The following is a 16490-nucleotide window of genomic DNA, read 5'->3' on the forward strand; positions in this document are numbered from 1 at the left end:
TCGGTAATGCGCGACAGGCCAATGATCGGCCGCGATCGCAGATCGCAACGATGCCGGTGACGCGCGCACCGATGCGTGGTGGATATTCGGATTGACGAACCGCGCACTTTGTTCGAAACGAATGCCCTCGCGGTTCCGCCGTCACGACGCGTCCCGGCATACGGGTTTCGATTCGTATGTTCCAACCTGCGCGTGGGCTATAAATGGTGGGGTGTACCGGTGCTTGTCGGGCGCCTGCGCGTCTCGCGCAGGGTGGCGTCGCGGCTGCCGGGGGAGGTGGCACCGTGGTTTGCCAGACGCTTGCTCGCGCCGTGCTTCGCACCGCGTTGATCGGGGGCGTGTTTGCCGGATGTTTGCCGCTGCCCGCCGCCGTCGCCGGCACCCTCGCGCCGCACGCTGCACCGCCGGCGATGAAGGCGCGGCCACCCGCCGCGCCTTACGCGATGCCGGTCGACTTCCCGGCGATCGTCGAACGCTACGGCCCGGCGGTCGTGACCATCCTGGCCGCCACGCCCGATCCGCAAACCGGCGGGCCGGCCTTTGCCGCGCTCGATCCCGACGATCCGCTCGCCGCGTTCTTCCGGCACGGCGCGCCGGTGCCCGCGCAGGGGCCGCAGGCGCCGGCGCCCGATACGGCGGCGCCGCGTGCGGTGTCCGGCAGCGGTTCGGGCTTCATCGTCAGCGCCGATGGCCTGATCCTCACGTCCGCCCATGTGGTCGACGAGGCGACCGACGTGACGGTGCGGCTCACCGACCGCCGCGAATTCAAGGCGACGGTGCTGGCCGTCGATCCGCAAAGCGATGTCGCCGTGCTGCGCGTCGACGCGACGAAGCTGCCGTTCGTGCGCATCGGCGATTCGTCGAAAGTCCGCGCGGGCGAACCGGTGATGACGATCGGCGCGCCGGACGGATCGGGCAACACGGTCACGGCCGGCATCGTCAGCGCGACGTCGCGCCGGTTGCCGGACGGCAGCGCATTCCCGTTCTTCGAGACCGACATCGCACCGAACCCGGACAACTCCGGCGGCCCCGTGTTCAATCGCGCGGGCGACGTGATCGGCATCGCGGTGCAGGTCTATCCGGGCGCCGACCGCTACGCGAGCACGACGTTCGCCATCCCGATCGCATTCGCGGCCAAGGTGCGTGCCCAGTTGCGCGCGCAACAGCAGGCGCAGATGCAGGCGCAGCAGGCTCAGGCGCCCGCGCCGGACGCGCCGTCGGGCAATGCGTTCGGCGTCGACGTGCAGGACGTAGGCGTCGGTCTGGCCGCGGCGTTCGGGCTGCCGCGTCCGGCAGGCGCGCTCGTCAACGGCGTCGCGCCCGGCTCGCCGGCCGCCGCGGCCGGCCTGAAGCCCGGCGACGTGATCGTGAAGATGGGCGGCAAGGCGATCGGCCGTTCGGCCGAACTGAACGACCTTGCCGCCGCGCTGCCGCCCGGCAGCAAGGCGCCGCTGCGCGTGATCCGCAACCGTGCGCCGGTAACGCTGACGATCACCGGCGCCGACGACGCGGGCGGCGGCGCGCCCGCGACGGTCGGCATGGCCGCGCCGAAGGCCGCTGGACGGCCGGGGCCGGCCGCCGGAGAGCCCGGCGACACAGGTGGCGGTGACCGCGGCGATCGCCTCGGCCTGACGATGCACGCGCTGAGCGACAACGAGCGCCGCTCGACGGGGCTCGCGGTCGGGATGATGGTGGACGCGGTACATGGCCCCGCCGCGCGCGCCGGCATCCAGCCGGGCGACGTCGTGCTGGAACTCAACGACACGCTGCTCGAGACGCCGGACGACGTGCCGATGCTCGAAGCGAGCGGCGGCAACGTGATCGCCGTGCTGATCCAGCGCAACAACGCGCGGAAGTTCGTGTCGGTGCGCACGCGGTAGCGCGTTGACGCGGCGGCTGTCGTCCGCCTAACATCGTCGGGTACCGCGAGCGGTCCGCCACGTATTCAGGAGCCATTCGGCAGAGCCATTCGACATGAAAACCACTTGCTTCATCGTAGTCGTCCACAGGCGCAGGGTCCGGTAGCGGCACCGCGCCGGCACCCATGCGCCCCCGACTCGTTCGGGGGCTTTTTTTTGTTGCGCACGGCCGAGAGGCCCGTGCGCGGGAGGGCATCCGCTTGCGATCGAACCTGTCGACTACTTCCGACCCGGCGTCGCCCCGGCACGCCACGCTGATCGTGCTGTGCGCGTTGTCGGTGCTGCCGTTGAGCCTGTTCCTGCCGTCGCTGCCGGCGATCGTGCGCGACCTGCATACCGACTATGCGCTCGTCGCGCTGTCGCTCGGCGGCTATGCGGCGGTGGCCGCGTCGCTCGAATGCGTGACGGGGCCGCTGTCCGACCGGTTCGGGCGGCGGCCGATCGTGCTGACGAGCGTCGCGCTGTTCGCGCTCGGTTCGCTCGGTTGTGCGATGGCGACCGATATCCACGTGTTTCTCGGCTGCCGGCTGATGCAGGCGGCGATCACGTCGGTCTATCCGGTGTCGATGGCGGCGATCCGCGATACCGACGGCGGCGCGCGCGCGGCGAGCCGGATCGGCTACGCGGCGATGGCGGCCGCGTTCGCGCCGATGCTCGGCCCGACACTCGGCGGTGCGCTCGACCAGACGGTCGGCTGGCGCGCGAGCTTCTGGCTGCTGGCCGTAGTCGGCACCGCGCTGTTTGCCTGGTGCGTGCGCGATCTCGCCGAAACCCATACGCGCCGGCCGTCGAGCTTCGGGCAGCAGCTTCGCGCGTATCCGGCGCTGCTGCGTGCGCGCCGTTTCTGGGCCTATGCGCTGTGCATGGCGTTCTCGACGGGCGCGTTCTATGCGTTCCTGGCCGGTGCGCCGCTCGCCGCGACAACGCTGTTCGGCATCCCGCCCGCGGAGATCGGCTTCTACATGGGGACGATCACGGCCGGTTTCGTCTGCGGCAGCTTTCTGGCCGCGCGGGTCGCGCGCCGCCATGCGCTGGCCACGACGATCCTGTGCGGGCGGCTCGTCGCGTGTGCGGGGCCATTGATCGGGCTTGCGCTGCTGTTCGGCGGCGTGACCCATGCGCTCGCGTGGTTCGGGCCGTGCGTGCTGGTCGGCATCGGCAACGGGCTGAGCAATCCCGGCGCCCATGCGGGCGCGGTGTCCGTACGCCCGGAACTGGCTGGCAGCGCATCGGGGCTGGCCGGCGCGATGACGATCGGCGGCGGCGCCGCGCTGTCGTCGCTGACGGGCGCGCTGCTGACCCCGCGCAACGCAGGCTACCTGCCGCTCGCGATGATGCTGCTGTCGGCGGCGATCGCACTGGCGGCCGCCGGGTGCGTGCGGGCGTTCGACGGCCGGGACGCCGGACGGTGAGCGCGGGTGCGCCCCGGTACCGGCGCGCGGCGGAATGACGGACAATCCGCCGCATGCCGGGACACGACGCACGATTCGCGCGCCGCGTGCCCCGACGAGCGCGCAGGGCGACTGGACGAGGATGCGATGAGCGACTTTTCTGATTTCCAGCGGGATATTGCCGATGCCGCGAGGGCGACCTTCAGGGCGCTGCGGGCGCTGCACCCGGACGAACATTTCTATGCGTTCGCGTTGTACACCGACAGCGGCGCGATGACGGTGGTGCCGGCCGCCAATTCGGTCGAAGGGCTGCGCCGGGTCCGCGCGCAACAGGCGGTGGCGGACGACGATCCGTGGTTCGTGTGGGGCGTGGCCGAGTGGGCGTACGCGGCGGCCGAGGCCTCGCCGTTCAACGCGATCTGCGGCCGGCTGGCCGACGAGGTGCTGAGCCCGCAGTTCGTCCGGTCGCGATTCGCGGAATTTTCCCGGCAACTGCATACCGACATGATCGAGGCGTTGCGGCTGCTCGATCGCGACGGCGTGTTCGGCACGGGCGACGACCGGGCGGCCATCACGCTGTTCGTGTCGATCAGCGACGACGACGCGGCTGAGGCGCTGGAAAACGCGTCGGCGAAAGCGCTGAATCCGCCAGCCGTCGCCGAGGCCTTCCTGCGCCGCTACGACTGACCGGCAACGCGGTATCGCCTGGGCGGCCCGGGCACGCGGCCGCCCTGCATGGCATGTTACGGCTTCGCGCCGACCACGAATTCGAACGTCGCGACGCCGTCGACGCCGCCCGTCACGCGGTCGCCCGGCTGCAGCGCGCCGACGCCGGCCGGCGTGCCGGTGAAGATCAGGTCGCCGGCCTTCAGCTCGACCGAGCGCGACACGTACGCGATGACGTCGGGCACGGGCCAGATCATGTCGGCGAGGTCGCCTTGCTGGCGCGTGTCGCCGTTGACCGCGAGCCAGATGCGGCCGGCGGCCGGATGGCCGGTGGCCGTCGCGGGGCGCAGCGCGGTCACGGGGCCCGACGCGTCGAAACCCTTCGCCCAGTCCCACGGCCGGCTCAGCTTCTTCGCTTCGGCTTGCAGGTCGCGGCGCGTGAGGTCGACGCCGACGCCGTAGCCCCACACGTGCGACAGCGCGTCGGCCGGGTCGATCGACCGGCCGTCCTTGCCGATCGCGACGACCAGCTCGATTTCATGATGGAGATCGTTCGTCAGCGGCGGATAGGCGACCGTGCCGCTGGCCGGGACGATCGCGTCGGCCGGCTTCGTGAAGAAGAACGGCGGTTCGCGGTCGGGGTCGGCGCCCATTTCGCGGGCGTGGTCGGCGTAGTTGCGGCCGACGCAGAATACGCGGCGCACCGGAAAGCGCGCGGACGACTGTTCGACTTCGACGGAAGGACGCTCGGCGGCGTCGATGACATAGGCGGACATCGGATGGGCCTCGTTCGGTAGGAAGACGGATGGCCGGCGCACCGGCCGGCATGCGTGCAACGATACCCGACGCGCGTGCGCCGGGATGCGACGCAACTGCGTTTTACCGGGACAAAACTACGCGTCGGCGGCCGCTTGCGTGTCGTCGGCGGCGGGCAATGCGGCGTTCGCGTCGCGGTACGCCTTCGGCGACACGCCGACCCGCGCGCGGAAGCGCCGCGCGAAATACCCTTCGTCGCGGAAGCCGACCGAGCGGGCGATGTCCGCGATGCGCCGGCTGGTGTGGGCCAGCAGCGACTGCGCGAGCGCGATCCGCCGCTCGGTGACGAGATCGGTGAAGGTGCTGCCGGTTTCCTTGCGCACCAGGTGCGCAAGGTAGTTCGGCGACAGAAACGCGGCTTCGGCGGTCGCGGCGAGCGTCAGGTCCTCGCGGGTCAGGTTCGCCCGCACGTGGCGCAGCACGCGGGCCAGCGCGTCGCGCCGGCCGGCACGCTGGGCGCCGCGCTGCGCGAGCTTGTCGAGCGCGCCCGCGTACTGCGTGCAGACGAGCCCGATCAACTGCAGCAGGTAGCCGCGCAGCAGCGTGGTCGAGCCGAACGTGCGCACGCGATCGACGTCGAGCATGCACAGCGCGAGGCGGCGCGCTTCGTCGTACGTATCGCCGGTCAGGATGAAATCGAGGTGCTCCTGGAAGCGGAACGGCGTCAGCTCGGGGAAACGGTGTGCGGGCACGTCCTCGAGATCGAGTGGATCGACGTCGAGATCGGCGCGCAGGAACGCCTGGCTGAAGTTGATCACGATGAAGTGTGCGCCTTCCGGATGCGGAATCAGGTGCTCGCGGTGCGGCAGCACGAACGCGAGCGCGCCGCGCGGAAACGGCCGCGTGACGCCGCCGATGCGCTGCTCGGTGTCGCCGCCGAGGTTGAACTGGATCTGGAAATACGCGTGCCGGTGCGGCTCGGTGATTGCCTGGCGCGACGCCTGGTCGCGGATGTAGAAGTCGAGCCGGTCGCTGCGTTCGGGCATCCCGTACAGGCGCGGCGGGGCGGTGGAGGGCATGAAGGATCGTGTTGTTCGTGACGCGGTTGAGCCGCGATGGTACAGCGAACCGGGCGCGACGGGGACGGGCGCGGCCCCGCGTCCCCGGTCAGCCTGCCGCGAGCGATGCGATCCGGCGCCGCAGCTCGGGCACGACCTCGGCGTCGAACCACGGATGGTGCTTGAACCATGCCTGGTTGCGCGGCGACGGATGCGGCAGCGGCAGGATCGCGGGGCCGTAGTCGCGCCAAGCCTGCACGGTGTCGGTCAGCGTCGCCTTGCGCGCGCCGCGCAGGAAATGCCGCTGCGCGTACTGGCCGATCAGCAGCGTGAGCCGGACCGACGGCAGTTCGGCCAGCAGCCGGTCCATCCACAGTGGCGCGCATTCGGGGCGCGGCGGGTTGTCGCCGCTCGCGCCGCGGCCCGGGTAGCAGAAGCCCATCGGCACGATCGCGAAGCGCGTCTCGTCGTAGAAGGTGTCGGCGTCGACGCCGAGCCAGCCGCGCAGCCGCTTGCCGCTCGCGTCGTCCCACGGGATGCCGCTGGCATGGACGCGTGCGCCCGGCGCTTGCCCGACGATCAGGATGCGTGCGTCGCGATGCGCGCGCACGACCGGGCGCGGGCCGAGCGGCAGGTCTGCTTCGCATGCACGGCACGCGCGGATTTCGGTGAGCAGCACGTCGAGCGGCGCGCGCGTTCGTTTCGGCATCGATTCGGAGCGGGGACGGAGTGGCAAGGCGGTGCCGTGCGAGCGGCATGGGCGGCACAGGCGGGCAGCGGCAAGGCCGCCGGCTCGGCGTGACCCCGACGCGCACCGGCTGCACTGCGCGGTGCGCCTACGGCTACGCCCTACGCCTGCGACGGGCCCGCTGCGCCGCCTTCGGCGACCGCAGCATCATACAACGCGGTCTGCGCGATCGCCGCGGCGATGCCCGCGTCGTCGTGCGAGCCGTCGAGCATGCCCCAGCGCCGGTATTGCGACAGGAACCACAGGCCCTCGCGCGGATCGGGCCGGTTCACCGCGCCGCCGTCGTGAAAGCGGATCGGCAGCGGCGGCGTGGCGAACGGCCCCGCGCCGTAGTCGCCGAGCAGGCGCGGCGCGATCAGCCGGGCCGGCACGCCGAGCGCGTCGGGCGACGCGAGCCAGTCGGCCGCCTCGCGACGGTGCGCGGGGCTGTCGAGCCACGCGCACGCATCGACGAGCGTGCGGACCAGCGCACGCGCGGTGGCCGGATACAGCGCGACGAAATCGCGCCGCGTCGCGAGCACCTTCTCCGGATGATCGGGCCAGACCTCGCTCGTGACGGCGACGGTGCGGCCGGCGCCGCACGCTTCGGCCACCGCGTGCCACGGCTCGCCCGCGCAGAAGCCGTCGAGCTCGCCGCCCGCGAGCGCGGCGACCATTTCGGGCGGCGGGATCACGACGCTGCGCACGTCGCGCAGCGGATCGACGTCGTGCGACGCGAGCCACGCGTTCAGCCACATCGCGTGCGTGCCGGTCGGAAAGGTCTGCGCGAGCAGCGGCTTGCGGCCGAGCGTCGCGAACGCGGCGCGCACGTTGGCGGTTTCGCGGTACGCGTCGGCGAGGCCGCGCGACAGCGTGATCGCCTGGCCGTTACGGTTCAGCACCATCAGCGCGGCCATGTCGGCCTGCGGGCCGCCGATGCCGAGCTGCAGCCCGCAGACGAGCCCGTACAGCGCGTGCGCGGCATCGAGCTCGCCGCTGAGCAGCTTGTCGCGCACGGCCGCCCACGACGGCTGGCGACTCAATTCGAGCGTGAGGCCATGACGCGCGCCGAGGTTCAGGCGCTGCGCGACGATCAGCGGGGCCGCGTCGCTGAGCGCGACGAACCCGAGGCGAAGATGCGCGCGTTCCGGCGCGGCGGGAGGAGAGGTATGCATGGCACTCATGGCTGGGGTGACGCGTCGAGCAATTGTCGCGCGACGTCGACGATGCGCAGGCCCTGATCCATCGCGCGCTTGCGCAGCGCCGCATACGCATCGTGTTCGGAGAGCTTGCGCTGGTCCATCAGCACGCGTTTCGCACGGTCGATCAGCTTGCGTTCCGCGAGTTCGCGCTCGACGTCGGCCAGCCGGCGGCGCAGCGCATCGTCGTGCGAGAAGCGCGCGAGCGCGACTTCGAGAATCGGCGCGAGACGCTCGGCCGACAACCCTTCGACGAGATACGCACTGACACCCGCGCCGACCGCCGCTCGGATCAGTTCCTGGTCGGCGTCGTGGCTGAACATCAGCACGGGGCGCGGGGCGGTCGCATGCATGACGGCGAGCTGTTCGAGCGTGTCGCGCGACGGCGAATCGGTATCGATGATCACGACGTCGGGGCGTTGCTCCTCGACGGCCGCCGGCAGGCGCGCGGGCGTCGCGACGTCGTTCAGCATCTCGTAGCCGAGGCGCGCGAGCGCGTCGCCGAGTTCGCCGATCGGCTTGTCGGTGTCGGTGACGAGCAGCACGCGCAGGCGGGTGGGCAGGGCGGACGAACTCATGAGGCGGGCAACAGGGGCAGGGACGCGTCGATGCAGGGGGCGGACGATGCACGCAGGCCGCATGCGCGGCCGGAGGGGCAGGAACCGGGAAGCGGCCGAAGCCGTGCGATACCGCGCATGTCAGGCGGCCCGCGCAAGCGCCGCGCCGGTTGCCGTGCTCGCGCCTTGCGCGGCTGCTGCGCCGATCGCGCCGCCGACGAGGATCACGGCCGGGCTGCCCAGCCGCTCGGCTTCGATGCCGCACGCGAGCGTGCCCAGCGTGCCGGTCCAGCGACGTTCGTCGGGCGTGCCGGCCCATTGCACGGCCGCCGCCGGCGTCGACGCGGGCAGCGCGGCGAGCAGGCCCGCCGCGATGCTGTCGACGCGGCTCATCCCCATGTAGATCGCGAGCGTCGTGCCGGTCGCCGCGAGCCGTGCCCAGTCGGGTTCGCCATGATCCTGGCGGTGCGCGGTGACGAACGTGACGCCCTGGCAGTGCTCGCGGTGCGTGAGCGAGATGCCGAGGCTCGCGGCGGCGGCGAATCCCGACGAGATGCCGTTGACGATCTCGACCGGAATCGCGGCCGCGCGCAGCGTCGCGAGTTCCTCGCCGGCGCGCCCGAACAGCAGCGCGTCGCCGCCTTTCACGCGCACCACGTGCGCGCCGCGCAGCGCGTAGCGGCGCATCAGTTTCTCGATGAACGCCTGCGGCGTGGAGCGGCAGCCGCCGCGCTTGCCGACGCGGATCACGCGCGCCCGCGGCGCGAGTTCGACGATGCCGGGCGCGACGAGATCGTCGAGCAGCAGCACGTCGGCGGCGGCCAGTGCCTTCACCGCCTTCAGCGTAAGGAGATCGGGATCGCCGGGGCCGGCGCCCAGCAGCGTGACTTTGCCTGTCGTCATGTCGTGTTCCTGTGCCGCATCGCATCGCTGCGGCGGTCTGATGTCGCGTTGTTGCTCGGCGGCGGCGGGCGGTCGAAACGCACCGGCATCCGGCCGTGCCGTGCACGGAGGGACGCCGTTGTCCTGAAGGGCTCGCGGTGACGGGCGAGCAGGGTTTGCGGGGACTGCCCACCGGCGCCGTTGCCGGTGTGACGAAGGTTCAGCAATATCCGGGCCAACCGGCGCGACGACGCGGCCTGGGCGCGGCGCCGCGCACCGTGCGATGGCCGCGAGCGCGCATGTGCTCGCCACGCGCGCGCGGTCGCCATGCCGCATCGGTGTGCATCGTGCCCCGTCCGCGCGCACCGCGATGCCGCACGACGACAGTGCTGCAGCGCACCACATCTGTGCCCCGGTGCATCGCGACGGAGAGCGCACCGCGCGCCGCGGTGACGTGCCCGATGCCCGCTGCGCCTTGTGCGGTGGGGCGCGCGGCGTGATCGACGCGGACATGGCACGTCGCTTGCGTTAGCTCGTTCGGACGGGTCAATGGCGATCCGTCCGCAGTACCGAATACCGACGCGCCCGGCAACGGGCTTCATGGGCAACGGCGTCCTACGTATCAGGTCTCGACGAGACCGGGTGCGCAGGACGCCGTTTTTCGTTTGGCGGATGACATGACCGACAAAGCTACCCGTATCGATCTCTTCAGCCTCCGCACCGCGCCGATGCGCGCGTTCCATCTGACGTGGATGGCGTTCTTCGTTTGCTTCTTCGCGTGGTTCGCGTGCGCGCCGCTGATGCCGCTGATCGCGCGCGAATTCCATCTCACGGCGGCGCAAGTCGCCAACATCAACATCGCCGCGGTGGCCGCGACGATCGCCGTGCGGCTGCTGGTCGGCCCGCTGTGCGACCGCTTCGGCCCGCGCCGCGTGTACGCGGGCCTGCTGCTGCTCGGCGCGATCCCCGTGTTCGCCGTGTCGTTCACGCACGACTACCTGTGGTTCCTGATCTGCCGGCTCGGCATCGGCGCGATCGGTGCGGGCTTCGTGATCACGCAATACCACACGTCGGTGATGTTCGCGCCGAATGTGGTCGGCACCGCGAACGCGACGACGGCCGGCTGGGGCAATGCCGGCGCGGGCGCGACGCAGGCGCTGATGCCGTTGCTCGTCGCCGCCGGGCTGATGCTCGGCTTCGGCGAGGATTCGTCGTGGCGCATCGCGCTGGTCGTGCCGGGCGTGGCGATGCTCGCGATGGCATGGGCGTACTGGCGCTTCACGCAGGACTGCCCGCAAGGCGATTTCGTCGCGTTGCGCAAGCAGGGCGTGACGGTCGACAGCGGCAAGAAGGGCGGCTGGGCGAGCTTCTTCAGGGCCTGCGGCAACTACCGCGTATGGATGCTGTTCGTCACGTACGGCGCGTGCTTCGGCGTCGAGGTGTTCATCCACAACATCGCCGCGCTGTACTACGTCGATCACTTCAAGCTGTCGCTGAAGGACGCCGGTTTCGCGGTCGGGATGTTCGGGCTGCTCGCCCTGTTCGCGCGCGCGCTCGGCGGCTGGCTGTCCGACAAGATCGCTGCCCGCCGCAGCCTCGACGTGCGCGCGACGCTGCTGTGCGCGCTGATCATCGGCGAAGGGCTCGGGCTGATCTGGTTCTCGCACGCGCAAGGCATCGGCATGGCCCTCGTCGCGATGCTGACCTTCGGCCTGTTCACGCACATGGCGTGCGGCGCGACCTACGCGCTCGTGCCGTTCATCGACCGCAAGGCGCTCGGCGGCGTCGCGGGGATCGTCGGCGCGGGCGGCAACGTCGGCGCGGTGGCCGCGGCTTTCCTGCTGAAGGGTGTCGGCGACGTGCAGCAGACGCTGAGCCTGCTCGGCCTCGCGGTGACCGCGACCGCGTTGTGCGCGATGGCCGTGCGCTTCAGCGAAGAACACAAGGCGCGCGAAGCCGAGCTGCGCGATCGCGCGCTGGCCGCCGCCGGCGCCGCGAACTGATCGACCGAAGGAACCGTCATCATGAAACTCATCGTCATCGGCCACGGCATGGTCGGCCACAAGCTCCTCGAATGCGTCGCGACGCAAGCCGGCGAGGCAGGCGCGCTGCAGGTCACCGTGCTCGGCGAGGAACCGCGCCCCGCCTACGATCGCGTGCACCTGTCGGAATTCTTCGCGGGCAAGTCGGCGGACGACCTGTCGCTCGTCGAACCGGGCTTCTTCGAGCGTCATCCGCAGTTCGACCTGCGCCTGAACGCGCAGGTCGCATCGATCGACCGCGCCGCGCATACGGTCACGCTCGCATCGGGCGAAACGCTCGCGTACGACAAGCTGGTGCTCGCCACCGGCTCGCGGCCGTTCGTGCCGCCGGTGCCGGGCCGCGAGCGCGCGGGCTGCTTCGTGTACCGGACGATCGAGGATCTCGAGGCGATGCAGGCGTGCGGCGCGCACGCGAAGCGCGGCGTCGTGATCGGCGGCGGGTTGCTCGGCCTCGAATGCGCGAAGGCGCTGCGCGACATGGGGCTCGATACGCACGTGGTCGAATTCGCGCCGCGCCTGATGGCCGTGCAGGTCGACGACGGCGGCGGCCGGATGCTGCGTTCGAAGATCGAGGCGCTCGGCGTGACCGTGCATACCGGCAAGAACACGCTCGAAATCGTCGACGGTGAGGAAGGCGCGCACCGGATGGCGTTCGCCGACGGCACGCATCTCGACACGGACATGATCGTGTTCTCGGCCGGCATCCGCGCGCGCGACGAACTGGCCCGCGCGTGCGGGCTCGACATCGGTCCGCGCGGCGGCGTCGCGATCGACGACGCGTGCCGCACGAGCGACGCCGACATCTATGCGATCGGCGAATGCGCGGCCTGGAACGGCACGGTGTACGGCCTCGTCGCGCCCGGCTACGACATGGCGCGCGTGGTCGCGAAGCAGCTCGCGGGCGACGCCGACGAAGCGGCGGCGGCCGCGTTCGCCGGCGCCGACATGAGCACGAAGCTGAAGCTGATGGGCGTCGACGTCGCGAGCATCGGCGACGCGCACGGCACGACGGCCGGCAGCCGCACCTACCAGTACGCGGATGAGCGCCGCCAGGTCTACAAGAAGCTCGTGGTGTCCGACTGCGGCAAGTTCCTGCACGGCGCGGTGATGGTCGGCGACGCCGCCGAGTACGGCACGCTGCTGCAGATGATGCTGAACCGCATCGAGCTGCCCGAGTCGCCGGAATTCCTGATCCTGCCGTCGTCGGACGGCGCCGCGAAGCCGGCGATCGGTGTCGACGCGCTGCCGGAAGGCGCGCAAATCTGCTCGTGCAACAACGTGTCGAAGTCGCAGATCTGCGCGGCCGTGGCCGACGGCGCGACGAGCCTCGGCGCGCTGAAGACCTGCACGGGCGCCGGCACGTCGTGCGGCGGCTGCGTGCCGCTCGTCACGCAGATCATGAAGGCCGAGATGAAGAAGCAGGGCCTCGCGGTCAACAACCATCTGTGCGAGCACTTCCCGTATTCGCGTCAGGAGCTGTTCCACCTGATCCGCGTCGAGCGCATCACGACGTTCGACGCACTGCTGCACAAGCACGGCCGCGGTCTCGGCTGCGACGTGTGCAAGCCGGCCGTCGCGGGCATCCTCGCGTCGTGTTTCAACGAGTTCGTGCTGAAGAAGGAGCACGCGGGGCTGCAGGATTCGAACGACTACTACCTCGCGAACATCCAGCGCGACGGCACGTATTCGGTCGTGCCGCGCATGCCGGGCGGCGAAGTCACGCCGGAAGGGCTGATCGCGGTCGGCCAGGTCGCGAAAAAATACGGCCTGTACACGAAGATCACGGGCGGCCAGCGCGTCGACCTGTTCGGTGCGCGCGTCGAGCAGCTGCCGTCGATCTGGGAGGAACTGATCGCGGCCGGCTTCGAATCGGGGCACGCGTACGGCAAGGCGCTGCGCACCGTGAAGTCGTGCGTCGGGTCGACGTGGTGCCGCTACGGCGTCGACGATTCGGTCGGCCTCGCGATCGACCTGGAGAACCGCTACAAGGGGCTGCGCGCGCCGCACAAGATCAAGTTCGGCGTGTCCGGCTGCACGCGCGAGTGCGCGGAAGCGCAGGGCAAGGACGTCGGCATCATCGCGACCGAGAAGGGCTGGAACCTGTACGTGTGCGGCAACGGCGGGATGAAGCCGCGCCACGCGGAACTGCTCGCGTCCGATCTCGATCGCGACACGCTGATCCGCTATATCGACCGCTTCCTGATGTTCTACGTGCGCACGGCCGACCGGCTGCAACGCACCAGCGTGTGGCGCGACAACCTCGAAGGCGGGCTCGACTACCTGATCGACGTCGTCGTGCACGACAAGCTCGCGATCGCGGCCGAGCTCGAAGCCGACATGCAGCACGTGGTCGACACCTACGAGTGCGAATGGAAGCGCGCCGTCACCGATCCGGAAACGCGCAAGCGCTTCCGCCACTTCGTGAACAGCGACGCGCCGGACACGACCATCGAGTTCGTCGAGACGCGCGGCCAGATCCGGCCGGCGACGCCCGCCGAGCGCGCGGGCGGCAAGCCCGTGGCGATTCCGGTCGTCGCCGAACCCGCGACCGTTTGACCCCCGACCGACACCCCCGTCTTTCAAAGGAGCCCATCATGAACGATCGTCTTCCGCTGTCCTGGACCCGCGTGTGCCCGCTCGACGACATCGTGCCGAACACCGGCGTGTGCGCGCTCGTCAACGGCGAGCAGGTCGCCGTGTTTCACGTCGCGCATGCCGACGGCGGCGTGTTCGCGATCGACAACGTCGATCCCGTGTCGCAGGCCGCGGTGATGTCGCGCGGGCTGATCGGCAGCCTCGGCGAGCGCGTCGTGGTCGCGTCGCCGCTGTACAAGCAGCACTTCGACCTGCGGACCGGCGAATGCCTGGAAGCGCCCGAGCAATCGGTGAACGCGTATCCGTCGCGGGTCGAGGACGGCTTCGTGTGGATCGCGGCCTGAGCGCCCGGGAGCACGCATGACCGCCACCCCCGTCAAGAGCGTGTGCCCGTACTGCGGCGTCGGCTGCGGGATGGTGCTGCACGTCGAGGACGGCGAAGTCGTCAAGGTATCCGGCGACGCCGACCATCCGGCCAACTTCGGGCGGCTCTGCACGAAGGGTTCGTCGGCGCACGTCGCGCTGCGCCGCTCGGGGCGGCTCGACCGCGCGTTCGTGCGCCGCGCGCGCGAGGACGACCTCGTGCCGCTGCCGGCGCGCGACGCGATCGCCGAGACCGCGCGGCGGCTGCGCGCGGTGCTCGATACGCACGGGCCCGATGCGCTGTCGTTCTACGTGTCGGGGCAGATGTCGATCGAGGCGCAGTATCTCGTCAACAAGCTCGCGAAGGGGTTCGTCGGCACCAACAACATCGAGTCGAACTCGCGGCTGTGCATGGCGAGCGCGAGCACCGGCTACAAGCAGTCGCTCGGCGCGGACGGGCCGCCCGGGTCGTACCAGGACTTCGATCGCGCGAACCTGTTCTTCGTGATCGGCGCGAACATGGCCGACTGTCACCCGATCCTGTTCCTGCGGATGATGGACCGCGTGAAGGCCGGCGCGAAGCTGATCGTCGTCGATCCGCGCCGCACCGGTACCGCCGACAAGGCCGACCTGTTCCTGCAGATCCGGCCGGGCACCGATCTCGCGCTGGCCAACGGGCTGCTGCACCTGCTGCATGCGAACGGCCGCACCGACGCCGCGTTCATCGCCGCGTACACCGAAGGCTGGGACGCGATGCCCGCGTTTCTCGCCGATTACACGCCCGAGCGGGTCGCTGAAATCACGGGGCTCGCGGAAGCCGACATCCGCACGGCCGCGCAATGGATCGGCGACGCGCAGGAATGGATGAGCTGCTGGACGATGGGACTCAACCAGAGCACGCACGGCGTATGGAACACCAACGCGATCTGCAACTTGCATCTCGCGACCGGCGCGATCTGCCGCCCGGGCAGCGGGCCGTTCTCGCTGACCGGCCAGCCGAACGCGATGGGCGGGCGCGAGATGGGCTACATGGGGCCGGGGCTGCCGGGTCAGCGCTCGGTGGCGTCCGACGACGACCGCCGCTTCGTCGAGAACCTGTGGCGCGTGCCGGCCGGCACGCTGCGCAAGGACACCGGCAACGGCACGGTCGACCTGTTCGAGCGGATGGCGGCCGGCGACATCAAGGCGTGCTGGATCGTCTGCACGAACCCGGTCGCGACCGTGCCGAACCGGCGCAACGTGATCGCCGGGCTGCAGGCGGCGGAACTCGTGATCGCGCAGGACGCGTTCCTCGACACCGAGACCAACCGCTACGCCGACATCCTGTTGCCCGGCGCGCTGTGGGCCGAAGGCGACGGCGTGATGATCAATTCCGAGCGCAACATGACGCTGATGCGCGCGGCGGTCGCGCCACCCGGCGACGCGCTGCCCGACTGGCGCATCGTCGCGGAAGTCGCGCGTGCGATGGGGTTCGGCGACGCGTTCGACTATGCGTCGGCGGCCGACGTGTTCGACGAGATCGTGCGCTTCTCGAATCCGGCGACCGGCTACGACCTGCGCGGCGCGAGCCACGCGGCGCTGCGCGACGGGCCCGTGCAGTGGCCGGTCGCGCCGGGCGCCGCGCGCGAGCGGCACCCGATCCGCTACCTGAACGACGGCGTGAGCCAGCCACTGCGTACGGCAGCCGACGACGGTGCCGCGCCGCGCATCGCGTTCCCGACGCCGTCGGGCAAGGCGCGCTTTTTCGCGCGGCCGCACGTCGATCCGGCCGAGCTGCCCGACGACACGTTCCCGATCGTGCTGAACACCGGGCGGTTGCAGCATCAGTGGCACACGATGACGAAGACGGGCAAGGTCGCGATGCTGAACAAGCTCAACCCGCGCCCGTTCGTCGAACTGCACCCGGACGATGCGAGCGCGCTGGGCATCGCCGCGAAGGACAGCGTCGAGATCCGTTCGGCGCGCGGCCGCGCGGTGCTGCCGGCCGTCGTGACGGACCGCGTGCGGCGCGGCAACTGCTTCGCGCCGATGCACTGGAACGACGTGTACGGCGACGACCTGTGCATCAACGCGGTGACGAACGACGCGATCGACCCGGAATCGCAGCAACCCGAACTGAAATACTGCGCGGTCGCGCTGACGCGGGTCGACACGGACGCGTTCGCGTCGACCGACGACGACACGGCGCGCGCCGACGCACGCGCGGACGATGCACCGCCCGCGCCCGCGATCTCGCCGATCACGGCTTCACAGGAATCCGACATGGCAGACATCGACACTTTCGCGGCCGCGCTCGGCGTCGCCGATCTCGCGCCGCCGCCGCTGACCGACACCG

13 protein-coding genes are annotated in these 16490 nt (G+C 70.7%); 7 read left to right on the forward strand and 6 right to left on the reverse strand.

The window, feature by feature from the left end; genetic code table 11:
- The first annotated feature begins 284 nt into the window (after positions 1-284).
- The 3 genes from JMF86_RS19920 to JMF86_RS19930 all read left to right on the forward strand — a co-directional run bounded on the left by JMF86_RS19920 (position 285) and on the right by JMF86_RS19930 (position 3997).
- On the forward strand, positions 285-1880 hold the full coding sequence (locus tag JMF86_RS19920; protein WP_171984319.1) for a trypsin-like peptidase domain-containing protein: 1596 nt from the start codon (positions 285-287) through the stop codon (positions 1878-1880).
- A 239-nt stretch (positions 1881-2119) separates the two neighbouring features.
- Entirely contained in the window at positions 2120-3331 is a 1212-nt protein-coding gene (locus JMF86_RS19925) for a multidrug effflux MFS transporter (RefSeq protein WP_011547597.1), read from the forward strand.
- Between the two features lie 126 nt (positions 3332-3457).
- The gene (locus JMF86_RS19930) at positions 3458-3997 is read left to right on the forward strand and encodes a DUF4303 domain-containing protein (protein ID WP_011547598.1); all 540 of its coding nucleotides are present in this window, start codon (positions 3458-3460) and stop codon (positions 3995-3997) included.
- Positions 3998-4053: 56 nt separating this feature from the next.
- Here JMF86_RS19930 and JMF86_RS19935 read toward each other — a convergent pair whose 3' ends face one another.
- From JMF86_RS19935 to cobA, 6 genes are all read right to left on the reverse strand, one after another.
- The gene (locus tag JMF86_RS19935; protein WP_011547599.1) at positions 4054-4752 is read right to left on the reverse strand and encodes a fumarylacetoacetate hydrolase family protein; all 699 of its coding nucleotides are present in this window, start codon (positions 4750-4752) and stop codon (positions 4054-4056) included.
- A gap of 117 nt (positions 4753-4869) precedes the next feature.
- A complete protein-coding gene (locus tag JMF86_RS19940; protein ID WP_011547600.1) occupies positions 4870-5811 on the reverse strand; it encodes a helix-turn-helix transcriptional regulator in 942 nt (313 codons plus the stop codon).
- Between the two features lie 88 nt (positions 5812-5899).
- On the reverse strand, positions 5900-6499 hold the full coding sequence (locus JMF86_RS19945; protein WP_006478925.1) for a uracil-DNA glycosylase family protein: 600 nt from the start codon (positions 6497-6499) through the stop codon (positions 5900-5902).
- 140 nt (positions 6500-6639) lie between these two features.
- The gene (locus JMF86_RS19950; protein ID WP_011547601.1) at positions 6640-7692 is read right to left on the reverse strand and encodes a CmpA/NrtA family ABC transporter substrate-binding protein; all 1053 of its coding nucleotides are present in this window, start codon (positions 7690-7692) and stop codon (positions 6640-6642) included.
- 5 nt (positions 7693-7697) lie between these two features.
- Entirely contained in the window at positions 7698-8294 is a 597-nt protein-coding gene (locus JMF86_RS19955) for an ANTAR domain-containing response regulator (protein WP_012339886.1), read from the reverse strand.
- Positions 8295-8414: 120 nt separating this feature from the next.
- A complete protein-coding gene (gene cobA / locus JMF86_RS19960; protein WP_011547602.1) occupies positions 8415-9176 on the reverse strand; it encodes a uroporphyrinogen-III C-methyltransferase in 762 nt (253 codons plus the stop codon).
- Positions 9177-9832: 656 nt separating this feature from the next.
- On the opposite strand from cobA, the gene JMF86_RS19965 reads away from it, so the two are divergent.
- From JMF86_RS19965 to JMF86_RS19980, 4 genes are all read left to right on the forward strand, one after another.
- Complete coding sequence (locus tag JMF86_RS19965) at positions 9833-11158, forward strand: MFS transporter (RefSeq protein ID WP_011547604.1); 1326 nt, start codon at positions 9833-9835, stop codon at positions 11156-11158.
- A gap of 21 nt (positions 11159-11179) precedes the next feature.
- Positions 11180-13753: a nitrite reductase large subunit NirB gene (nirB, locus tag JMF86_RS19970; RefSeq protein WP_011694759.1), complete on the forward strand. Its 2574-nt coding sequence runs from the start codon at positions 11180-11182 to the stop codon at positions 13751-13753.
- Positions 13754-13791: 38 nt separating this feature from the next.
- Positions 13792-14136 (forward strand): nitrite reductase small subunit NirD, encoded by a 345-nt coding sequence (gene nirD / locus JMF86_RS19975; protein WP_006478931.1) that lies wholly within the window; start codon positions 13792-13794, stop codon positions 14134-14136.
- 16 nt (positions 14137-14152) lie between these two features.
- The coding region (locus JMF86_RS19980) for a molybdopterin oxidoreductase family protein (protein WP_201317116.1) at positions 14153-16490 on the forward strand (2338 nt) is incomplete at its 3' end.

Origin of the sequence: Burkholderia sp. E168m15 (assembly GCF_016586105.1) — a bacterium.
Classification (GTDB): domain Bacteria; phylum Pseudomonadota; class Gammaproteobacteria; order Burkholderiales; family Burkholderiaceae; genus Burkholderia; species Burkholderia orbicola.